At 72.3% G+C, this 15,773-nt stretch carries 15 protein-coding genes; 9 read left to right on the top strand and 6 right to left on the bottom strand.

Features of this window, described 5'->3' with window-relative positions:
• Positions 1 to 366 precede the first annotated feature (366 nt).
• The 4 genes from ACFXPX_RS26725 to ACFXPX_RS26710 all read left to right on the top strand — a co-directional run bounded on the left by ACFXPX_RS26725 (position 367) and on the right by ACFXPX_RS26710 (position 4,138).
• Complete coding sequence (locus tag ACFXPX_RS26725) at positions 367 to 975, top strand: polysaccharide deacetylase family protein (RefSeq protein WP_375894945.1); 609 nt, start codon at positions 367 to 369, stop codon at positions 973 to 975.
• A gap of 167 nt (positions 976 to 1,142) precedes the next feature.
• Positions 1,143 to 1,472, top strand: a complete 330-nt coding sequence (locus ACFXPX_RS26720; RefSeq protein WP_380643665.1) for a hypothetical protein — start codon at positions 1,143 to 1,145, stop codon at positions 1,470 to 1,472.
• A 112-nt stretch (positions 1,473 to 1,584) separates the two neighbouring features.
• Positions 1,585 to 2,457, top strand: coding sequence for a sulfurtransferase (locus ACFXPX_RS26715; RefSeq protein ID WP_380643663.1), 873 nt, complete (start codon positions 1,585 to 1,587; stop codon positions 2,455 to 2,457).
• A 166-nt stretch (positions 2,458 to 2,623) separates the two neighbouring features.
• Positions 2,624 to 4,138: a M1 family metallopeptidase gene (locus ACFXPX_RS26710; RefSeq protein WP_380643661.1), complete on the top strand. Its 1,515-nt coding sequence runs from the start codon at positions 2,624 to 2,626 to the stop codon at positions 4,136 to 4,138.
• A 47-nt stretch (positions 4,139 to 4,185) separates the two neighbouring features.
• Here the strand turns inward: ACFXPX_RS26710 and ACFXPX_RS26705 are convergent, their stop codons facing one another.
• The 3 genes from ACFXPX_RS26705 to ACFXPX_RS26695 form a co-directional block, all read right to left on the bottom strand.
• On the bottom strand, positions 4,186 to 4,995 hold the full coding sequence (locus ACFXPX_RS26705) for an aminoglycoside N(3)-acetyltransferase (RefSeq protein ID WP_380643658.1): 810 nt from the start codon (positions 4,993 to 4,995) through the stop codon (positions 4,186 to 4,188).
• A 169-nt stretch (positions 4,996 to 5,164) separates the two neighbouring features.
• Entirely contained in the window at positions 5,165 to 6,133 is a 969-nt protein-coding gene (locus ACFXPX_RS26700) for an NAD-dependent epimerase/dehydratase family protein (RefSeq protein ID WP_380528335.1), read from the bottom strand.
• Between the two features lie 95 nt (positions 6,134 to 6,228).
• Positions 6,229 to 7,566 carry a condensation domain-containing protein gene (locus ACFXPX_RS26695; protein ID WP_380643656.1) on the bottom strand — a complete coding sequence of 446 codons (1,338 nt, stop codon included), beginning with the start codon at positions 7,564 to 7,566 and terminating at the stop codon, positions 6,229 to 6,231.
• A 216-nt stretch (positions 7,567 to 7,782) separates the two neighbouring features.
• Between ACFXPX_RS26695 and ACFXPX_RS26690 the strand changes: the two genes are divergently transcribed.
• A complete protein-coding gene (locus tag ACFXPX_RS26690; RefSeq protein ID WP_380643653.1) occupies positions 7,783 to 9,087 on the top strand; it encodes an MFS transporter in 1,305 nt (434 codons plus the stop codon).
• A gap of 64 nt (positions 9,088 to 9,151) precedes the next feature.
• Here ACFXPX_RS26690 and ACFXPX_RS26685 read toward each other — a convergent pair whose 3' ends face one another.
• The 3 genes from ACFXPX_RS26685 to ACFXPX_RS26675 form a co-directional block, all read right to left on the bottom strand.
• Positions 9,152 to 10,318, bottom strand: coding sequence for an MFS transporter (locus ACFXPX_RS26685; RefSeq protein ID WP_380528330.1), 1,167 nt, complete (start codon positions 10,316 to 10,318; stop codon positions 9,152 to 9,154).
• 65 nt (positions 10,319 to 10,383) lie between these two features.
• Positions 10,384 to 11,355, bottom strand: coding sequence for an LLM class flavin-dependent oxidoreductase (locus ACFXPX_RS26680; protein WP_380528328.1), 972 nt, complete (start codon positions 11,353 to 11,355; stop codon positions 10,384 to 10,386).
• Positions 11,352 to 12,347 carry an FkbO/Hyg5 family chorismatase gene (locus tag ACFXPX_RS26675; protein ID WP_380528327.1) on the bottom strand — a complete coding sequence of 332 codons (996 nt, stop codon included), beginning with the start codon at positions 12,345 to 12,347 and terminating at the stop codon, positions 11,352 to 11,354. Before ACFXPX_RS26675 ends, ACFXPX_RS26680 begins: the two co-directional genes overlap by 4 nt.
• 323 nt (positions 12,348 to 12,670) lie before the next feature.
• Between ACFXPX_RS26675 and ACFXPX_RS26670 the strand changes: the two genes are divergently transcribed.
• From ACFXPX_RS26670 to ACFXPX_RS26655, 4 genes are all read left to right on the top strand, one after another.
• The gene (locus ACFXPX_RS26670; RefSeq protein WP_375894915.1) at positions 12,671 to 13,120 is read left to right on the top strand and encodes a MarR family winged helix-turn-helix transcriptional regulator; all 450 of its coding nucleotides are present in this window, start codon (positions 12,671 to 12,673) and stop codon (positions 13,118 to 13,120) included.
• Between the two features lie 297 nt (positions 13,121 to 13,417).
• Complete coding sequence (locus ACFXPX_RS26665; protein WP_380643650.1) at positions 13,418 to 14,884, top strand: AMP-binding protein; 1,467 nt, start codon at positions 13,418 to 13,420, stop codon at positions 14,882 to 14,884.
• A complete protein-coding gene (locus tag ACFXPX_RS26660; protein WP_375894910.1) occupies positions 14,881 to 15,147 on the top strand; it encodes an acyl carrier protein in 267 nt (88 codons plus the stop codon). Before ACFXPX_RS26665 ends, ACFXPX_RS26660 begins: the two co-directional genes overlap by 4 nt.
• A 177-nt stretch (positions 15,148 to 15,324) precedes the next feature.
• Entirely contained in the window at positions 15,325 to 15,699 is a 375-nt protein-coding gene (locus ACFXPX_RS26655) for an ectoine synthase (RefSeq protein WP_375894907.1), read from the top strand.
• Positions 15,700 to 15,773 lie beyond the last annotated feature (74 nt).

Raw genomic sequence — 15,773 nt, 5'->3', positions numbered from 1 at the left:
GTGCTGTGGGCTGTCGGAGTGGTGATCGGCGCCCGGGGGGAGGGGTGCTGACCAGCGGGGCAAGCATCCAGAATGCTGTCTGATCGTCAGATTACTTCTTCGGTGACCACTCGGGTCACCTCGCGCAGGCTGCTGATGGTAGCGGCCGGGATGTCGTTGCTCGGCGGTGCCGCCGCCTGCAAGAGCCCCTGGGGTAACGGGGGTGTCGCTGCTCCGGAGGGGGTGACGGAGGTGCTGGCGACGGAGGTGCCGGGGGCGCCCGGGGCTTCGGTTTCCTCGCCGACGCCCTCGCCGGTGCCGCCGTCCGCCACTCCGTCGGCGAGTCCGGCGGCCAGTGCGGCGCCGAGTGTCCAGCCCGTCCGCAAGGTGCTCAGCGATGCGGAGAGCAAGCCGGTCTACGACCTGGACCCGGCCCAGCGGGTGGTGGCGCTCACCATCGACGACGGGCCGGATCCCAAGTACACGCCCCAGGTGCTGGCCCTGCTCCAGCAGCACGGGATCCGGGCGACCTTCTTCCTGATCGGCGAGAACGCCGTCGAGCACCCGGCCCTGGTGAGGGAGATCGCCGACCGGGGCCACCACATCGCCAACCACACCTGGACCCATCCGGACCTGCGGCACATGTCGGAGAGTCAGGTGCGGGACGAGCTGGAGCGCACCAGCGACCTGCTGCACCGGACCACCGGGCGGCTGCCCACCTGGTTCCGGGCGCCGGGCGGGGACTTCTCGCCGGTGTCGCTGCGGGTGGCCGCCGAGATGGGGCTGCGGAACATGGCCTGGTCGATCGACCCGAGGGACTGGTCCCGGCCGGGGACGTCGTCGATCATCGACACGGTCCTGAAAGAGGTGCGGCCCGGGTCGATCGTGCTCAACCACGACGGGGGCGGGGACCGCTCGCAGACGGTGGCGGCGTTGAAGGCGTACCTGCCGGTGCTGATCGATTCGGGGTATCTGTTCACGGCGCCGCCGAATTGATATCGGAAAGTCGGAGAATAGCGATGGGTGGGACAGGTGGCGGCTTTGGCTCTTAAACCACTCGAATGGGTGGATTGGAAGAAGCGTTTCTGCGGATTTTCGGCCTCTAGGGTGATCTCGCACCAGTTCGCCGGGTACCTCGAGTACCACCTGAAAGGCTCTCTCCCATGCGTCTCCGCAATGCTGTTCTTGCCGTCGCCAGCGCTGCTGCCCTCGTCCTCGCCGTCCCGATGTCGGCCAACGCCACCACCGGGGATTTCCTCTACAGGGTCGGCCCGCTCCCCGGCGTCCAGACCGGGCTGGCCGACCCGGAGGGCCGGGTGTGCATCAACGTTCCGGAAACCGGGAACGCGCCGGCCTACGCGCCGGAGAACTTCACCACCTCGACGGCCACGGTGTTCCTTGAGACCGACTGCGACGGTGACGTCTTCTATGTGATGAACCCCGGCAAGAAGCTCGGCAACAAGCTGAAGTTCCGCTCGGTGATCTTCTCCTGAGCCGGGTGGCCCGGGTCGGGTGGTCGGCGTAGCGTCGAACTGTCCGGCCCGGTCGCCGGTGCCTCGTTGTGCCCGGGTGCCGCGGTCCGGGTAGAGCGAAGGAGGGTCTGGGATGACCGGCAACGGTTACGCGCACCCTGAGGCGTTGGTCCGCACCGAGTGGCTGGCCGATCACCTGGACGACGGGACGGTCCGGGTGGTCGAGGTCGACGAGGACGGCAGTGCCTATCAGCGGGACCACATCCCCGGGGCGGTGGGGTGGAACTGGACCACCGATCTGCACAGCCAGGTCGGGCGGGACTACGCGGATCGCGACGGTGTCCAGCACCTGTTGCGGGCGGCCGGGGTGGAGGAGGATACGACGGTCGTCCTGTACGGGGGCAACAACAACTGGTTCGCCGCGTACGCGTTCTGGCTGTTGCGGCTGCGGGGGTTCGGGCCGGTGAAGCTGCTGGACGGCGGGCGGAAGAAGTGGGAGCTGGAGGGGCGGGAGCTCACCCACGAGGTGATGGACTACCAGCACTCGGGCTACCGGCTGACCGGGCCGGAGCGGCCGGAACTGCGGGCCCTGCGGGACGAGGTGCTGGCCAAGGCGGAGGTGTTCGCCAAGCCCGGTGCGGACGCGGTGCTGGTCGACGTCCGGTCCCCGGCGGAGTTCCGTGGGGAGCTGATCGCGCCGCCGCACCTGCCGCAGGAGCAGGCCCAGGTGCCCGGGCACATTCCCGGGGCGGTCAACGTGCCCTGGTCGCAGGCCGCGAACGACGACGGGTCGTTCCGCTCGGCGGAGGAGCTGCGGGCGCTGTACGGCGGCAAGGGGGTCGGGGAGGAGCGGGAGGTGATCGCCTACTGCCGGATCGGCGAGCGGTCGGCGCATACCTGGTTCGCGCTCACCGAGCTGCTGGGGTACCCGCACGTCAAGAACTACGACGGCTCCTGGACGGAGTACGGCTCGCTGGTGCGGGCGCCGGTGGTGCTGGGGGCCTGAGGGGGCCCGGGGGCGGTGCGGTACGGGTGGGGCGGGTGACGGGGGTGGGGCGGCGTGATTTCGGCGCGTTTCTTTTCATGAACATCTCACAATTGGGGAGTGGACTGCGGGCTGCCGGGACAAGGATCGATCCGACCCATTGATCCGGTGATCCTGGAGGACCACGTTGCGCAAGAGGCTGATCGTCTCCGCCGCCAGTGCCCTGAGCCTGTTCCTGGCCGTCCCCGCCTCGGCCGCCGACTTCCAACCCGGCGCGGCCGGGATCGGCGACCCCTACTACCCGACCTACGGCAACGGCGGCTACCGCGTCTCCCACTACGACATCCGGTTGAAGTACCAGCCCGCGACCGACGAGCTGGAGGGCACCACCACCATCCTCGCCACCGCGACCCAGGACCTCTCCCGGTTCAACCTCGACTTCGCGCTGAACGTCTCCGAGGTGCAGGTCAACGGGCGGCCCGCCGCCTTCGCGACCAGTGGTCAGCAGGAGCTGGAGATCACCCCGGCCCGGCCGCTGGCCAAGGGCAGCCAGGCCACCGTGGTGGTCCGCTACAAGGGCGTGCCGTCCACCGTGAAGAAGTACGGCTTCACCGCCTGGCACCGCACCCCCGACGGTGCCGTGGCGGCCGACGAGCCCGAGGCCGCGTGGTGGTGGTTCCCGAGCAACGACCACCCGAGCAACAAGGCCACCTACGACGTCTCGGTGCTGGTGCCGGACGGCAACCAGGTGATCAGCAACGGCGTGCTGACCGGGACCAGCTCGAAAGCCGGCTGGACCCGTTATAGCTGGCGGGAGAACAAGCCCCAGGCGACCTATCTGGCGACGTTGGCGGTCGGGAAGTTCGACATCACCACCGACACCACCGCGAGCGGGCTACCGGTCTACAACGCGTACAGCAAGGACCTCGGCGAGAACGCGGACGCGGCCCGGGCCAGCGTCGAGCGCACCGGTGAGCTGGTGGACTGGCTGAGCGGTTACTTCGGCGACTACCCGTTCAGCTCGGTCGGCGGCTATGTGCCCAACGTCCCGACCGGCTACGCCCTGGAGACCCAGACCCGGGTCTTCTACAGCCCCAAGCAGTTCGCCAAGGGCACCAACACCTCGGTGGTCGTGCACGAGCTGGCCCACCAGTGGTACGGCGACAGTGTCTCGGTCGCGCACTGGAGCGACATCTGGCTGAACGAGGGCTTCGCGAGCTACGCCCAGTTCCTCTGGTCCGAGCACGAGAACGAGGGCACCGCCCAGGAGCTGGCCGACTACATCTACGCCTCGCACCCGGCCGACGACCCGTTCTGGAGCGTCAAGCCGGGCGACCCGGGCGCGGACAACCAGTTCTCCAACGCGGTGTACGACCGGGGCGCGGTGGCCATCCAGGCACTGCGCAACACCGTCGGGGACGAGAAGTTCTTCAAGATCCTCAAGGGCTGGCCCACCGAGCGCAAGTACGGCAACGCGACCGTCGCGGAGTTCCAGGCGTACGCGGAGAAGGTGTCCGGGAAGAAGCTCGGGGACCTCTTCAAGACCTGGCTGTTCACCCCGGGCAAGCCGGCCGTCGGACCGGTGGCACCGGGTGCGGCGACCGCCTCGCTGGCGCCCGGGGCGCGGGACGACGCCAAGGCGCTGGTGGAGCCGAAGTCCTGGAAGGAGATCCAGGAGACCCACTCGGTGCACGGCCACTGACACCCGATGGGGTGAGGTGACGGGCGTGGCCCGGCCGGTGGGCCGGGCTACGCCGCTCCGGGGCCGTCCGCCGCGAGGAGTTCGGTGAGGCGGCGGACGGCGAAGGGTATGAGCTCGCGGACCGGGACCAGCCGGCACGGCGCGTCGCCGACCAGCACCTCGCGGATGCCGGCCAGCTCCTCGAACTCCCGTCCCACGACCGGGAAGTGGGTGTCGTTGTCGTTGCCCACGTCCGGTGTCTCGATCCACACCCGCTCGCCCTGGATGGCCATCGGGAAGCGGCGGAGCTTGAGCCGGCGGTTCGGGGCGAAGGTCTCCGCGTAGTGCAGGAAGGTGTTGCGGTTGTGCCCGACGCCGACCAGCAGCACGTACCCGCCGAGGTCGTGCAGGGCGCCGAAGGGCGACTCCCGGCCGACGGCCCAGCCGAGCGAGCGGCGGGCTGTGACCTCGCGGGCGTGGGCGCCGACGGCGGCGACCGAGGCCTGCGGGTGGGTGCTGCGCAGGCTCTCCGGCAGGCTGCGCAGGGCCTCGGCGACCGCACCCATCGGGGAGGGCAGTCCGGGGTGGAACAGCGGGACGGAGGCCCGAAGTTCGGCGATCTCGGGGGTGGGCAGCCCGGCGTGGTCCGGTGCCGGGTCGCAGACGACGGAGCCGGTGAAGGCGGGCGTGGCCACCGTGCCGCCCGGCCCGACGGCCTCGCGCAGGCTGGCGACCACGGCCGCCGCCCCGCCCTCGACCCGGCCGAGGCTGGAGAGCGAGGAGTGCACGATGACCGCCATGCCCGGGCGGACGCCGACCCGGTGCCAACCCTCCACGAGGTCGGCGGCGGTGAGCGGGCTGGTGCCCGGTGTGGTCATGGTCCCCCCTGGTGGTGGTGCGTAGGGCTGATGGGCGTGCTGGTGCATTCGTACCGGTGTGGTGCGATTGTTCGGGCCCGACCCTAGCGGGTGGCACTGACAATCGGTCAGGAGGGGGGTGCCGTGCGTCAGTCCACGGCCCCGGAGCCCGTCCGCTCCGGGGCGCTGGTCAGCGGGCGTCGTGTGCGGCCAGGACCAGGGCCTCCTGCTCGGGGGTGAAGCCGTGCCCCAGCGGCGGTTCGCCGCGCTCGCGGTCCCAGGCGAGCACGTCGGCCGCGGTCACCGCGAGCGGGGTGGCGGGCAGCCCGGCGGCGCGCGCCCGGGACGGGTCGCGCTGCTGGCCGGGCCAGAGGGGTTCGGCCCGGACCAGCGGGAAGAACGGCGGCGGGGCGGTCTCCGGGGGGACGGGCACGAGCTCGATCCCGGTGCCCGCGACCTCGGCGCAGGTGGCGATCAGGCCGCCCAGGGTGGTCGGTTCGGCCGGGCCCACGGCGTGGAAGGCGCCCGGTCGGCCGTCTTGGAGCAGCCGGAGCACCAGCCGGGCCAGGTCGCGCGAGTCGACCACCTGGACGGGCTGTTCGGGGCGCCCGGGCAGGGCGATCCGGCCGCCGCGGGCCGCCCGGCGGGCCCAGTACGTCAGTCCGCGCTGCTCGTCGTGCGGCCCGGCCACCTTGCCGGGGCGCACGATCGTCGCCCGGTCGCCGTAGCGGGCGGTGACGTCCTGCTCGCAGGCGACCTTGAGCCGGCCGTACGTCTCCTCGGACAGCTCCTCGGCCTCGCGCAGCGGTGCGCGGAGCGGGGCGGACTCGTCGGAGTGCGGGGCGAGCCCGGACCGTTGGTAGACGGCGTGGCTGGAGACGAAGAGGTAGCGGCCGACCCGGTCGCCGAGGGCGGTCATGGCCTGGTCGACCTGGCGGGGGCGGTAGCCGGTGACGTCCACCACGGCGTCCCACTCGCCCGTGCGCAGGGCGGCGTAGTCGCCGGTGTCGCGGTCGCCGCGCAGGTGGCGGGCTTCGGGGAAGAGGCCGGGGTTGGTCCGGCCGCGGTTGAACAGGGTGACCTCGGCGCCGCTGCGCAGGGCGTCGGCGGCGATCGCGCGGCCGACGAAGGAGGTACCGCCGAGTACGAGGATCCGCATGGATTCCAGGGTAGGGCCCGGGGTCAACCCGTTTGTGCGGTCTCCTCGTGGGCGCACCGCCCCCGGTGGTCGGGGGCGGTGCGGGCGGGGCCGGGTCAGCGGTGGGTGGCGGCCTCGGTGAGGATCAACTCCTCGATGCCGTAGAGGAACCGCTCCATCGCGGGGCGGGGGAGGACGGCCGGGTCGGCGGTCATGGCGAGGCTCAGTGCCTCGGGGGACTGCAGGGCGTCCAGGGCGTAGGTCAGGCCCGGGCGGGGCTCGAAGTCGACCGGCCAGCTGAGGGTGGTGCCCTCGTCGCCCGGGGCGGGTGCGGCCGGGAGCAGGTCGCGGGTGTCGTTGAAGACGCAGGAGCGGTCGGCGAGCGGTACGCCCTCGGCGGAGAGCTGCTCGACCTCGGCGGCCAGGGCGAGCTTGTCGTAGTAGGCGTGCCGGTAGGTGCCGATCGCGGCGGAGTGGGTGCGGCGGACGACCTCGCCGAACTCGGCGGTGGCGTCGGGGAGGTGGAACAGTCCGTCGCCCGCGACCACGCTCACCGCGTTGGTCAGCTCGGGCAGGAAGCGGTTGTTGACCACGACGTTGAGCACGGCCTCGGTGGTGCCGGCGAGGCGGGCGGTCATCGTGGCGGTCGCCGCCAGCAGGACGGAGGAGGTGCTCACCCGGTGGGTGGCGGCGACCAGTTCGACCGCGCCGGGCAGGGCGGGGGAGCGCAGGACGGCGTTGGGGAAGTCGGCGGGGTGCTCGGTCGCGGGCGGCTCCGGGAACAGCCGGGGCGGGGCGAGGCGGAGCTTGCGGACGAACTGCTTGCGGGCGCCGGTGTCGCGCTTGCGGCCCCGCTCGGAGGTCTGGAACTCGGCCTCCTCCAGGGGCTGTCGGGCGGGTGTGCGGAGCCCGGCGAGTTGGCTGGGGGAGTGCCCGAGGCTGAGCGCGGTCAGGTCGGCGACCAGGCGGTTCATCCCCGCGCCGTCGACGGCGGTGTGGGAGAGTGCCAGGCTGATGTGCCGGGCCAGGCCGTCGGCCGTCACCACGCCGACCCGGAGGGGCCACTGGGTGGCGGTGTCGAAGGGGCGTCCGGCCAGGTCCCGGTGCAGTCGCTCACCGGCCTCGGTCGGGTCCTCGCCGTCCGCCAGCGGGTGCACCTCGACGGTCAAGGTGCCGTCCGGGTCGACGACTTGGCGCAGCGTGCCGTCCGGGGCGGGCAGCAGTCTGGTGTGCAGCGAGTCGTGCAGGTGGAGCAGTCGGTCCAGGGCGTCGAGCACTCCGGGCAGTGGCAGGCCCGGGTCCAGCGGGGCCGCGGTGGCGATGGTGTAGCGCGGCACGTCGGCCGGGGGGAGTCGGCGTACGGCGTCCCAGATGGCCCGTTGGCCCCAGGTGGCCGGTCCGGTTCCGGACCGGCCGGACGAGAACGCGATCTCCAGCAGTTGGCGTGTGGTCACCGTGTGGCTCTCCAGGGTGCGGTCGTTCGGTGCGTCGGTGCCGGTGCGTCGGGAGCGCGGGTGCTGCTGGGGAGAGTGTGGCGCACGGTCCGCCGGGCGTCGAGGGGGTGGCCGGCCGGCGAGGCGTCCGGTATGCGGGACCGGGGTTCCATGACTATCTCGACATGAAGTATCTTGATGTCGAGATTGACGGTGGACGCGAAACGAGGACCTGTCATGCGGGGGAACGGACTGTGGTCGCAGCTGCGGCGGCCGCCGGGCGGGCGGGACGCCCGCGTCATGCTGCTGGCCCAGGGCGTGGACCGGACCGGCACCGGGGTGTGGGCGGCCGCGTCCGTGCTGTACTTCACCTATGTCTGCGGCATGGACGCCGGGCGGCTCGGACTGCTGCTCGGGGTGGGCGCGGTGGCCGGGATCATCGGTTCGCCGCTGTCCGGACGGGCCGCCGAACGCTTCTCGGTGCGCGGGCTGCTGATCGGCTGCCACCTGCTGCGGGTGGCCACCATGGCGCTGCTGCTGGTGGTCCAGGACTTCACCGCGCTGCTGGTCTCGGTCGCGCTGACCTGTCTGGCCGAACGCGGCGCCAAGACCCTGGAGATGCTCTTCGCCACCCGGGTCGCGGGCGAGCGGCGGGCCACCTACCAGGCACTGTTCCGCAGCGTGGCCAACGGCGGCTACGCGGTCGGGACGGGCGTCGCGGCGATCGGCCTGGCGTTCGGCACCACCACCGCGTACCGGGCGCTGATCGTGGCCAACGCGCTCTCGTACCTGCTGGCCGCCGCCCTGATCCGGCGCACCGAGGAGCCGGCCGGGCGCGGTCTGGGCGCGGTGGCGGCGGAGGCGGAAGCGGGGGCGAAGGCGAAAGCGGAGGCGTCCGCCGCCGGGGGCGGCGCCGTGCCGAGCCCCTGGCGCGACCGCGGCTACCTGCTGTTCGTGCTGCTGGACCTGCCGATGTGCCTGGACGACTCCGTGCTCAACGTCGGCCTGCCGCTCTGGCTGATCCACCACACCGACGCGCCGCACGCCGTGGTGCCGGCCTTCCTCACCCTCAACACCGTGCTGGTGGTGGTGCTGCAACTGCGCGTCTCCGGCTGGGCGGAGCGGCCGGGCGGGGCGACCAGGGCGGTCGGCTGGTACGGGGTGACGCTGCTCGCGAGCTGCCTGCTGATCGCGCTCTCCACCGGCGGCGGCCCGCTGACCGCCTCGCTCGCCCTGCTGGCCGCGGCCGCGCTGGTCACGCTCGCGGAGCTGATGCGCTCGGTGAGCTCCTGGGAGCTGGCGGTCAGCCTGGCGCCGCCGCGGGCCCGGGCCTCCTACCTGGGGGTGGCGGGGATGTCCCAGTCGGTCCAGAAGTCGGTGGGGCCGATGCTGCTGACCGGCGTGGTGATGGCCGCCGGCCCGGTGGGCTGGCTGGCGCTCGGTGCGGCGTCCACCGGTCTCGCCGCGCTCCAGCGCCGGGCCAGCCTGCGCCGCCTCGCGGCGCTGGCGGTGCCGGAGCGGGTGCCCGTGGCGGTCGGCTGACCGCCACGCGGACCGCGGGAGCAGCAGCCCGCCCGCCGCGATCCGGCCGCAGCGGGCGGGCCGTTCAGGAGGCCGGCACCTTCGAGGGCTCCCGTACCTCCTCGACGGGGGTGCGCGCCCGGAGGGTGCCGACCAGGAGGGCGCCGGCGAGGGCCGCGGCGCCGGTGAGGGAGGCGAACACGGTGGAGGAGGTGGCGATCCCGGCGGCGTCGCTGAGGTAGCCGGTCAGGATGGGCAGGATGCCCGCGAACAGGTAACCGCCCGCGCTGAGCGCCGCGTTGGCCTCGGCGAGCCGGGTCGGGACGACTTCCGTCCCCAGCCGGGAGAAGCCGCCGTACTGGCCCATGCCCTGGCCGACGCCCGCGGCGACCGCGGCGAGGGTGAGCAGGGCGAGGGAGTGGGCGCGGACGGCGGTGGCGGTGCCGAGCATGGCGACGCCGGTGACGACGCCCGCGATGGTGAGGATCCGCCCCAGCGGCAGGTTCCGGATCGCGAACTGGACGCCGGTGGAGGCGCCGAACATCATGAAGCCGATCCCGCCGGTCACCAGCCGGTTGCCGGTGTGCAGCAGGGAGGCGAGCAGGATCGGCCCGAGCGCGAGCAGCAGGGACGTCCCCGTCATGCCGGGGATGTAGACCAGCAGGCTGGTGGCCAGGCCGCGGCGGTTGACCCGGGGGACGGACGGCAGGCGCAGCCACCCCGGCGCGGGTTCCTCCCGGGAGACCGGCACGGGCGGCAGGTGGAGGGTGTACACGACCGCCAGGGCGGTCAGGAGCAGGACCCCCTCCAGGACGAAGACGGTGACGGTGGGGGCCGTCCAGTACTGCGAGACGCTGCCCCCGAGCAGGGGGCCGGCGGCCAGGCCGGTGCCGATGGCCACCGATCCGGCGAGGACCGCCTGCGGGCGCCGCCCGGGGCCCCCGACGTGGGAGACCGCCGCGGTGCCGGCCGAGAGCACCGCGCCGACCGCCACGCCGGTGAGCAGCCGCGCGACGATCAGGGTCAGGACGTGGGTGGCCGTCATGAACAGCGCGCAGGAGACCAGTCCGGCGACCAGGGCGGGGGCCAGCACCCGGCGGGTGCCGTACCGGTCCGCCAGGGCGCCGGTGAACGGCAGGGCGAGCAGCAGTCCGCCGATGTACGCGGCGAAGATGACCGTCGTGGTGCCGGTGGAGAAGCCGATGCGGTCCTTCCAGAGGGCGAGCAGCGGGGTGGGGATGTTGGACAGCATGAACACGGCGGTGATCGGCCACGCCGCCGCCCACACCGCCCACCCCGGCGCCTGGGACCGGCCGTTCACAGCTCGCGCAGGAGCGGGAGGAGCTCCTGCGCGGTCCGCCGGACCGCGTCGCGGTAGGCGGCCTCCGTCAGCTCGGCGGTGGGCAGGCGCAGGATCAGGTGGCGGGCGCCGTTCTTGACGTACTGGTGGAGCCAGTCGGCGACCTCCTGCGGGGTTCCGCCGAAGATCCCCTGGGTGGTGCGCATGGTGGTGAGCGGGAGGCCGTAGTAGGCGCGGAAGTACGACCAGAGGGTCTCCTCGGCCTGCTCCCGGGTGCGGTCGACCGCGACGGAGAGGTAGACGGAGCCGGTGACCGCCTCGGCGGGGCGGCCCGCCTCCTCGCGCGCGGCGGTGACCTGCTCCCAGCCCGCGCCGTAGTTCTCGGGGGTGGTGGAGGTCGGCATCCAGCCGTCGAAGCCGCGGCCGGCCCGGCGCAGCATCTGGGGGCCGGAGTGGGCGATCCACAGCGGCGGGCCCTGCGGCTGGTGCGGCAGGGGCAGCAGGGCGGCGTCCTGGAGCCGGTAGTGCTTTCCCTCGTAGGAGACGGGCTCGCCGCGGGCGGCCCAGAGTGCCTGGCAGATCTCGACGGTCTCCCGCATCCGCCCGAAGCGGGTGGCGAAGTCCAGGCCGTAGTTGGCGAATTCGCGCTCGGTCGCGGGGGAGGCGAAGCCGGAGCCGATGCCGGCGATCACCCGGCCGCCGGAGATCCGGTCCAGGCAGGCCAGTTCGTGCGCCAGGTGGACGGGGGCGCGCAGCGGCATCAGCACGGCGGTGCCCAACTGCACCCGCTCGGTGGCCGAGGAGGCGGCGGCGAGGGCGAGCAGCGGGTTCATCCGGGAGCGGGCGAGCGGGGATTCGCCGGCCCAGATCGAGTCGAAGCCGGACTCCTCGGCCAGGGCGGCGATCGAGGCGAGGTTGGCCGGGTAGGGGCCCTCGTCGACGACGGCCTCGCGGCCGGGCAGGACGATGCCGACCTTGAGGGCGGTCACTGGTCCCACCCCACGGCGGGGACGAGGCCCTCGATCTCGACCAGGAGGTCGTCCCGGCAGACGGCGACGTTGAGGTACTTCACCTCAGTACCCAGACCAAGTGTCTCCTCACAGACAGCGCGTACCGCCGGAACATCGTCTTCATGTCGCACGTAGGCCTTGATCATCCGTAGGTCCTTGAGGTCGTGTCCCGCATCGATGCCCTGGGCCGCGAGGTTCTCGCGGGAGATCAGGTGGGCGATGTTGTCCAGGGTCTCCCGGGTCTGGCGCCGCACGTCGCCCGGGTGGACGGTCTCGTGGCCGAGGATGGACGCGGTGCCGGAGACGTAGAGGGTGTCGTCCAGGAGCGTGGCGCGGGCGAAGCTCGGCGACTTGGGACCGTACTGGTCGGGGTAGTGGTAGGCGGAGGTCTGCCGGCTGTTCTCCAGGTGGCGGGGCACGCCTCTTCTGGTCGCCAGCAGGACGAAGGCTATGCCGCGGCCCTGGGTGCCGATCCCGGTGGCGGCGGGGAGTTGGGCGGTGGTGTCGCCCATGTAGGTCTGGAAGGCCTGGGCGCGGCCCTGGACGAAGTCCCGGTAGACCTCCATGCCTTCGGCGTTGGCGCCGAGGATGTCGCCGACGAAGTTCCACATCCGGAAGACGTGGCCGTAGTCGAGGTGGTTGACCAGGGCGAAGGCCTTCTCGTACATCTCCCGCACCGGTGGGGTGTAGACCGACTGCTCGGGCAGGAGGCCGGCGACGAAGAGGTGTCGGCCGTCGTGGGCGTAGGCGCTGTCCTCGCGCAGGACCCAGCGCGGCCGTTCGGCGACGGTCCACACCTCGCGGAAGGCGTCGCCGTTGGTGACCGCCATCGGGATGGTCAGGTCGGGGTGGCCGTGCTCGACCCGGGTGAGGCCGGTGGCGGCGCCGTAGGTCACGGTGGCGAGGACGTGGCGCCCCGGCTCCGGGGACGGCGGCTGGGCCGCGGAGGCGAAGTGGGCACGGATGCTCATGTCAGCAGGTTCCTTCGGTGCGGCAGGCGGCGCCGTCGTCGGCGACGTCCTGGTGGGCCTGCGCGTCGAGGATCGCCCCGCGCAGGTGCTGGGGCTCGGGACTCCCTCGAAGCGGGTGTCGCCGATGGGGACGGGGGCAGGAGCGGGGTGTGGCGGGGCCGAGGCGGCCCGCGCTCCTGCGGTGGCGCTGAACAGGCAGAATGTTTGCTTGTACGTGCAATGAACTGCGCTCGGGGGACCCACGGAATAAAAATCGGGGGCGCCAGGATCTTGCATGCGCATGTACTCTTCTGTCAAGCAACACCTCTGCAAGGGAGGCATTTATGGCAACCTCACCGCACGCGCCGCTGCGCAGCTCCGACCAGGCAGCCTGGGGGCGGGTGCTGACGCTCCATTCGTTCGTGGAGCGGGAGCTGGCCCTGGCGCTCCAGCGCCAGCACGGGATCGGACTGTCGGAGTACCGGTCCCTGGAGCACCTGCACCACTCCTCGACGAGCGAGCTGCGGATGCAGGACCTGGCCGACCGGGTCGGCCTGGGGCAGTCGTCGGTGACCCGGCTGGTGGGCCGGCTCGAAACGGCCGGCTTCGCCTTCAAGGACCTGTGTCCTTCGGACAAGCGCGGGGTCTACGCGGTGATCACGGACGAGGGGCGCCAGCGCTACCAGGCGGCGCGGGCGACCTACGCGGAGGTCCTCTCCTCCGCGCTGAACTCCTTCACCGCAGACCCCGAACTGGGCCCCACGGTCCAGGCCCTGCGCGCGACCCAGGTCTGACCCGTCGCCCCCCGGCGCGGCACAGTGGTCCGGTCCCGGGCTCCCCCCGGTCCCGGACGGCTGTGGCGCGCCGGCGTGGCGCCTCCGCCCGCCCATCCCGGCCCCGAACGCATTCCGCGTTCGGGGTCTTTTGCTTGGTCATGCAAGTCTGGTGGTCTGCGTCACACCCACTTCGGCAAGTGCATGCTTGACCAAGCATGGACTTCGCCCGGTACGGTCTTCCTCGACACCGCACGAATTCGAACAGCCGATCGGTACCCGTTACCGGCGGCTGAGCCGACCGCGAGGAATCCCGCCGTGCCATCGTCCCGCTTGGCCGAGACCGTCGCCGCCCACGGCGACGAGCGGCCCCACCACATCGCGCTCCACTTCAACGACCAGGCCGTCACCTACGGCCGGCTGAACGACCTGACCCGCAGTCTGCGCAAGCACCTGTCGGCGCTGGACCTCCCGTCCGGCGGCACGGTGTGCGTGCCGGCGCACAAGAACCCGCAGACCGTCGCCCTGCTGCTCGCCGTCGCCCAGGAGGGCCTGGTCGCCCTCGCCCCCTCCCCGGACCTGGGCAGTGCCGCACTGGAGCGCCTGGCGCAGCAGGCCAGGGTCTCCCACCGGCTCACCGCGACCGCCGACGGCGCGCTCGCCGCGGCGCCGGTACCGGCGGACGAGGCCGAGGCGACGGGCTTCGCGGTGGCGGACCCGGCCCGGACCAGGCTGCTGCTGACCACCTCGGGCTCGACCGGCACCCCCAAGATCGTGCCGATCGAGACCGCCGGGTTCGACGCCTTCGCCGACTGGGCCGTCAGCGAGTTCGCGCTGTCCGCCGAGGACACCGCGCTGTCCTACGCCCCGCTCAACTTCGACCTCGCCCTGCTCGACATCTGGACCTTCCTGCAACTGGGCGCCACCGTCGTCCTGGTGGAGCAGCAGCGGGCCACCGACGCCGCCCACCTGGCGGGGCTCGCCGCCCGGCACCGGGTCACCTTCGTCCAGGGCGTGCCGATGGTGTACCGGCTGCTGCTCGACCACGGCGGCACCTTCCCCGCCGTACGCCACGCGATCTTCACCGGTGACCGGATGCCGGCGGACCTGCTCGCCAGGGTCGCCCCCGCGTTCCCCGGGGCCGCCTTCCACAACGTGTTCGGCTGCACCGAGACCAACGACTCGTTCATCCACCGGGTCGACCCGGCGGCGACCGGGCCGATGCCCGTCGGCCGCCCCATCCGGGGCACCGAGGCCGTGGTCGTCGACTCCGACGGCCGGCGCCTCGCCACGGTCGGCACCGGGGAACTCCTGGTGTCCACACCCTTCCAGACCACCGGCTACCTGCGCCGGGAGCTCAACGACGCGGTGTTCACCCAGCTGGACGGCCGGGTCTTCTACCGCACCGGCGACATCGTCACCCGCAACACCGAGGGCCTCTACTTCCTGGAGGGGCGCGCGGACTGGCACGTGAAGGTCAGGGGCGTGCGCACCAACCTCCAGGAGGTGGAGACCGTGATCGCGGCCCACCCCGACGTCGCCGAGGCCGTGGTCGTGCCGCTTCCCGACCCGGAGGCCGGTGTCCGCCTGCACGCCCACGTCGCCCAGCGCCCGGGCAGCGCCCTCACCACCCTGGGCCTCCGCGCCCACCTGGGGCGGGAGTTGCCGCGCCACGCCATCCCGGCCTCGGTGCACCTCACCGCCCTTCCGCTGCCCCGTACGTCGACCGGAAAGCCCGACCGGAACCTGATCAAGCAGACCCGTCTGAAGGAGACCACCGCATGAGCAGCACCGCCATAGCCGCCGAGGTCCGCGCCTACGTGGTGGACCAGTTCCTGGCCGGCGAGGACGTATCGGACCTCACCGGCGACTACGACCTGATCGAGTCCGGAGTCATCGACAGCCTGGGCCTGGTGCGGATGCTCGCGCACTTCACCACGGCCTACCGGATCCCCGTCGACGACATCGACTTCGGCCCGGACGACTTCCGCACCCTGGACGCCATCGCCGCCGTGATCACGGAGCACAGCCCGGCCGTGGCCGCCTGACCACCCCGCAAGAGCCGCTTCACCCCGCAAGAGCCGCACACCCGCAAGAGCCGCCCCACCCCGCAAGAGCCGCACATCTGCAAGAACCGCCCCACCCCGCAAGAGCCGCACACCCGCAAGGCCCGTACCTCCGCAACACCCGTAGTTCCCACCCTATTCCGAAGGAGAACCACAGAGATGTTCACCCGCAGCCTCGATGATGTCGCCCCCGTCGAGTGGGGCAACGGCCTGAGCACCCGCCTGCTGACCAAGAGCGACGGGATGGGCTTCGCCGTCGCGGACACCCTGGTGCGCAAGGGCACTTCCAGCGCCCTGCAGTACCGCAACCACCTGGAGGCCTGCTACTGCATCAGCGGCTCCGGTGAGGTCGTGGAGCACGACGGTACCCGCCACAAGATCGTCCCGGGCACCATCTACGTCCTCAACCAGCACGACCCGCACCACCTGGTGGCCTCGGCCGACGAGGACCTCCACCTGGTGTCGATCTTCAACCCGCCGATCAACGGCGACGAGAAGCACGTCCTCTCCGAGGACGGCTACTCCCAGTACTGAGCCGCCGATCAGCCGGCGCCCCACCGCCGGCCGGTCGAACCGGTCCCGGCGCGGAGCCCCGCACGGCTCCGCGC

The organism is Kitasatospora sp. NPDC059146 (genome assembly GCF_042786665.1).
GTDB lineage: Bacteria > Actinomycetota > Actinomycetes > Streptomycetales > Streptomycetaceae > Kitasatospora.
The sequence above is the reverse complement of the archived record's forward strand: the minus strand, read 5'-3'. Positions and strand labels throughout refer to the sequence as shown.

Bases quoted from the DNA above. Each gene is read 5' to 3' on its own strand.
- ACFXPX_RS26720 (WP_380643665.1), top strand. From the start codon at position 1,143: ATGCGTCTCCGCAATGCTGTTCTTGCCGTCGCCAGCGCTGCTGCCCTC.
- ACFXPX_RS26715 (WP_380643663.1), top strand. From the start codon at position 1,585: ATGACCGGCAACGGTTACGCGCACCCTGAGGCGTTGGTCCGCACCGAG.
- ACFXPX_RS26705 (WP_380643658.1), bottom strand. From the start codon at position 4,995: ATGACCACACCGGGCACCAGCCCGCTCACCGCCGCCGACCTCGTGGAG.
- ACFXPX_RS26700 (WP_380528335.1), bottom strand. From the start codon at position 6,133: ATGCGGATCCTCGTACTCGGCGGTACCTCCTTCGTCGGCCGCGCGATC.
- ACFXPX_RS26690 (WP_380643653.1), top strand. From the start codon at position 7,783: ATGCGGGGGAACGGACTGTGGTCGCAGCTGCGGCGGCCGCCGGGCGGG.
- ACFXPX_RS26685 (WP_380528330.1), bottom strand. From the start codon at position 10,318: ATGCTGTCCAACATCCCCACCCCGCTGCTCGCCCTCTGGAAGGACCGC.
- ACFXPX_RS26675 (WP_380528327.1), bottom strand. From the start codon at position 12,347: ATGAGCATCCGTGCCCACTTCGCCTCCGCGGCCCAGCCGCCGTCCCCG.
- ACFXPX_RS26670 (WP_375894915.1), top strand. From the start codon at position 12,671: ATGGCAACCTCACCGCACGCGCCGCTGCGCAGCTCCGACCAGGCAGCC.
- ACFXPX_RS26660 (WP_375894910.1), top strand. From the start codon at position 14,881: ATGAGCAGCACCGCCATAGCCGCCGAGGTCCGCGCCTACGTGGTGGAC.
- ACFXPX_RS26655 (WP_375894907.1), top strand. From the start codon at position 15,325: ATGTTCACCCGCAGCCTCGATGATGTCGCCCCCGTCGAGTGGGGCAAC.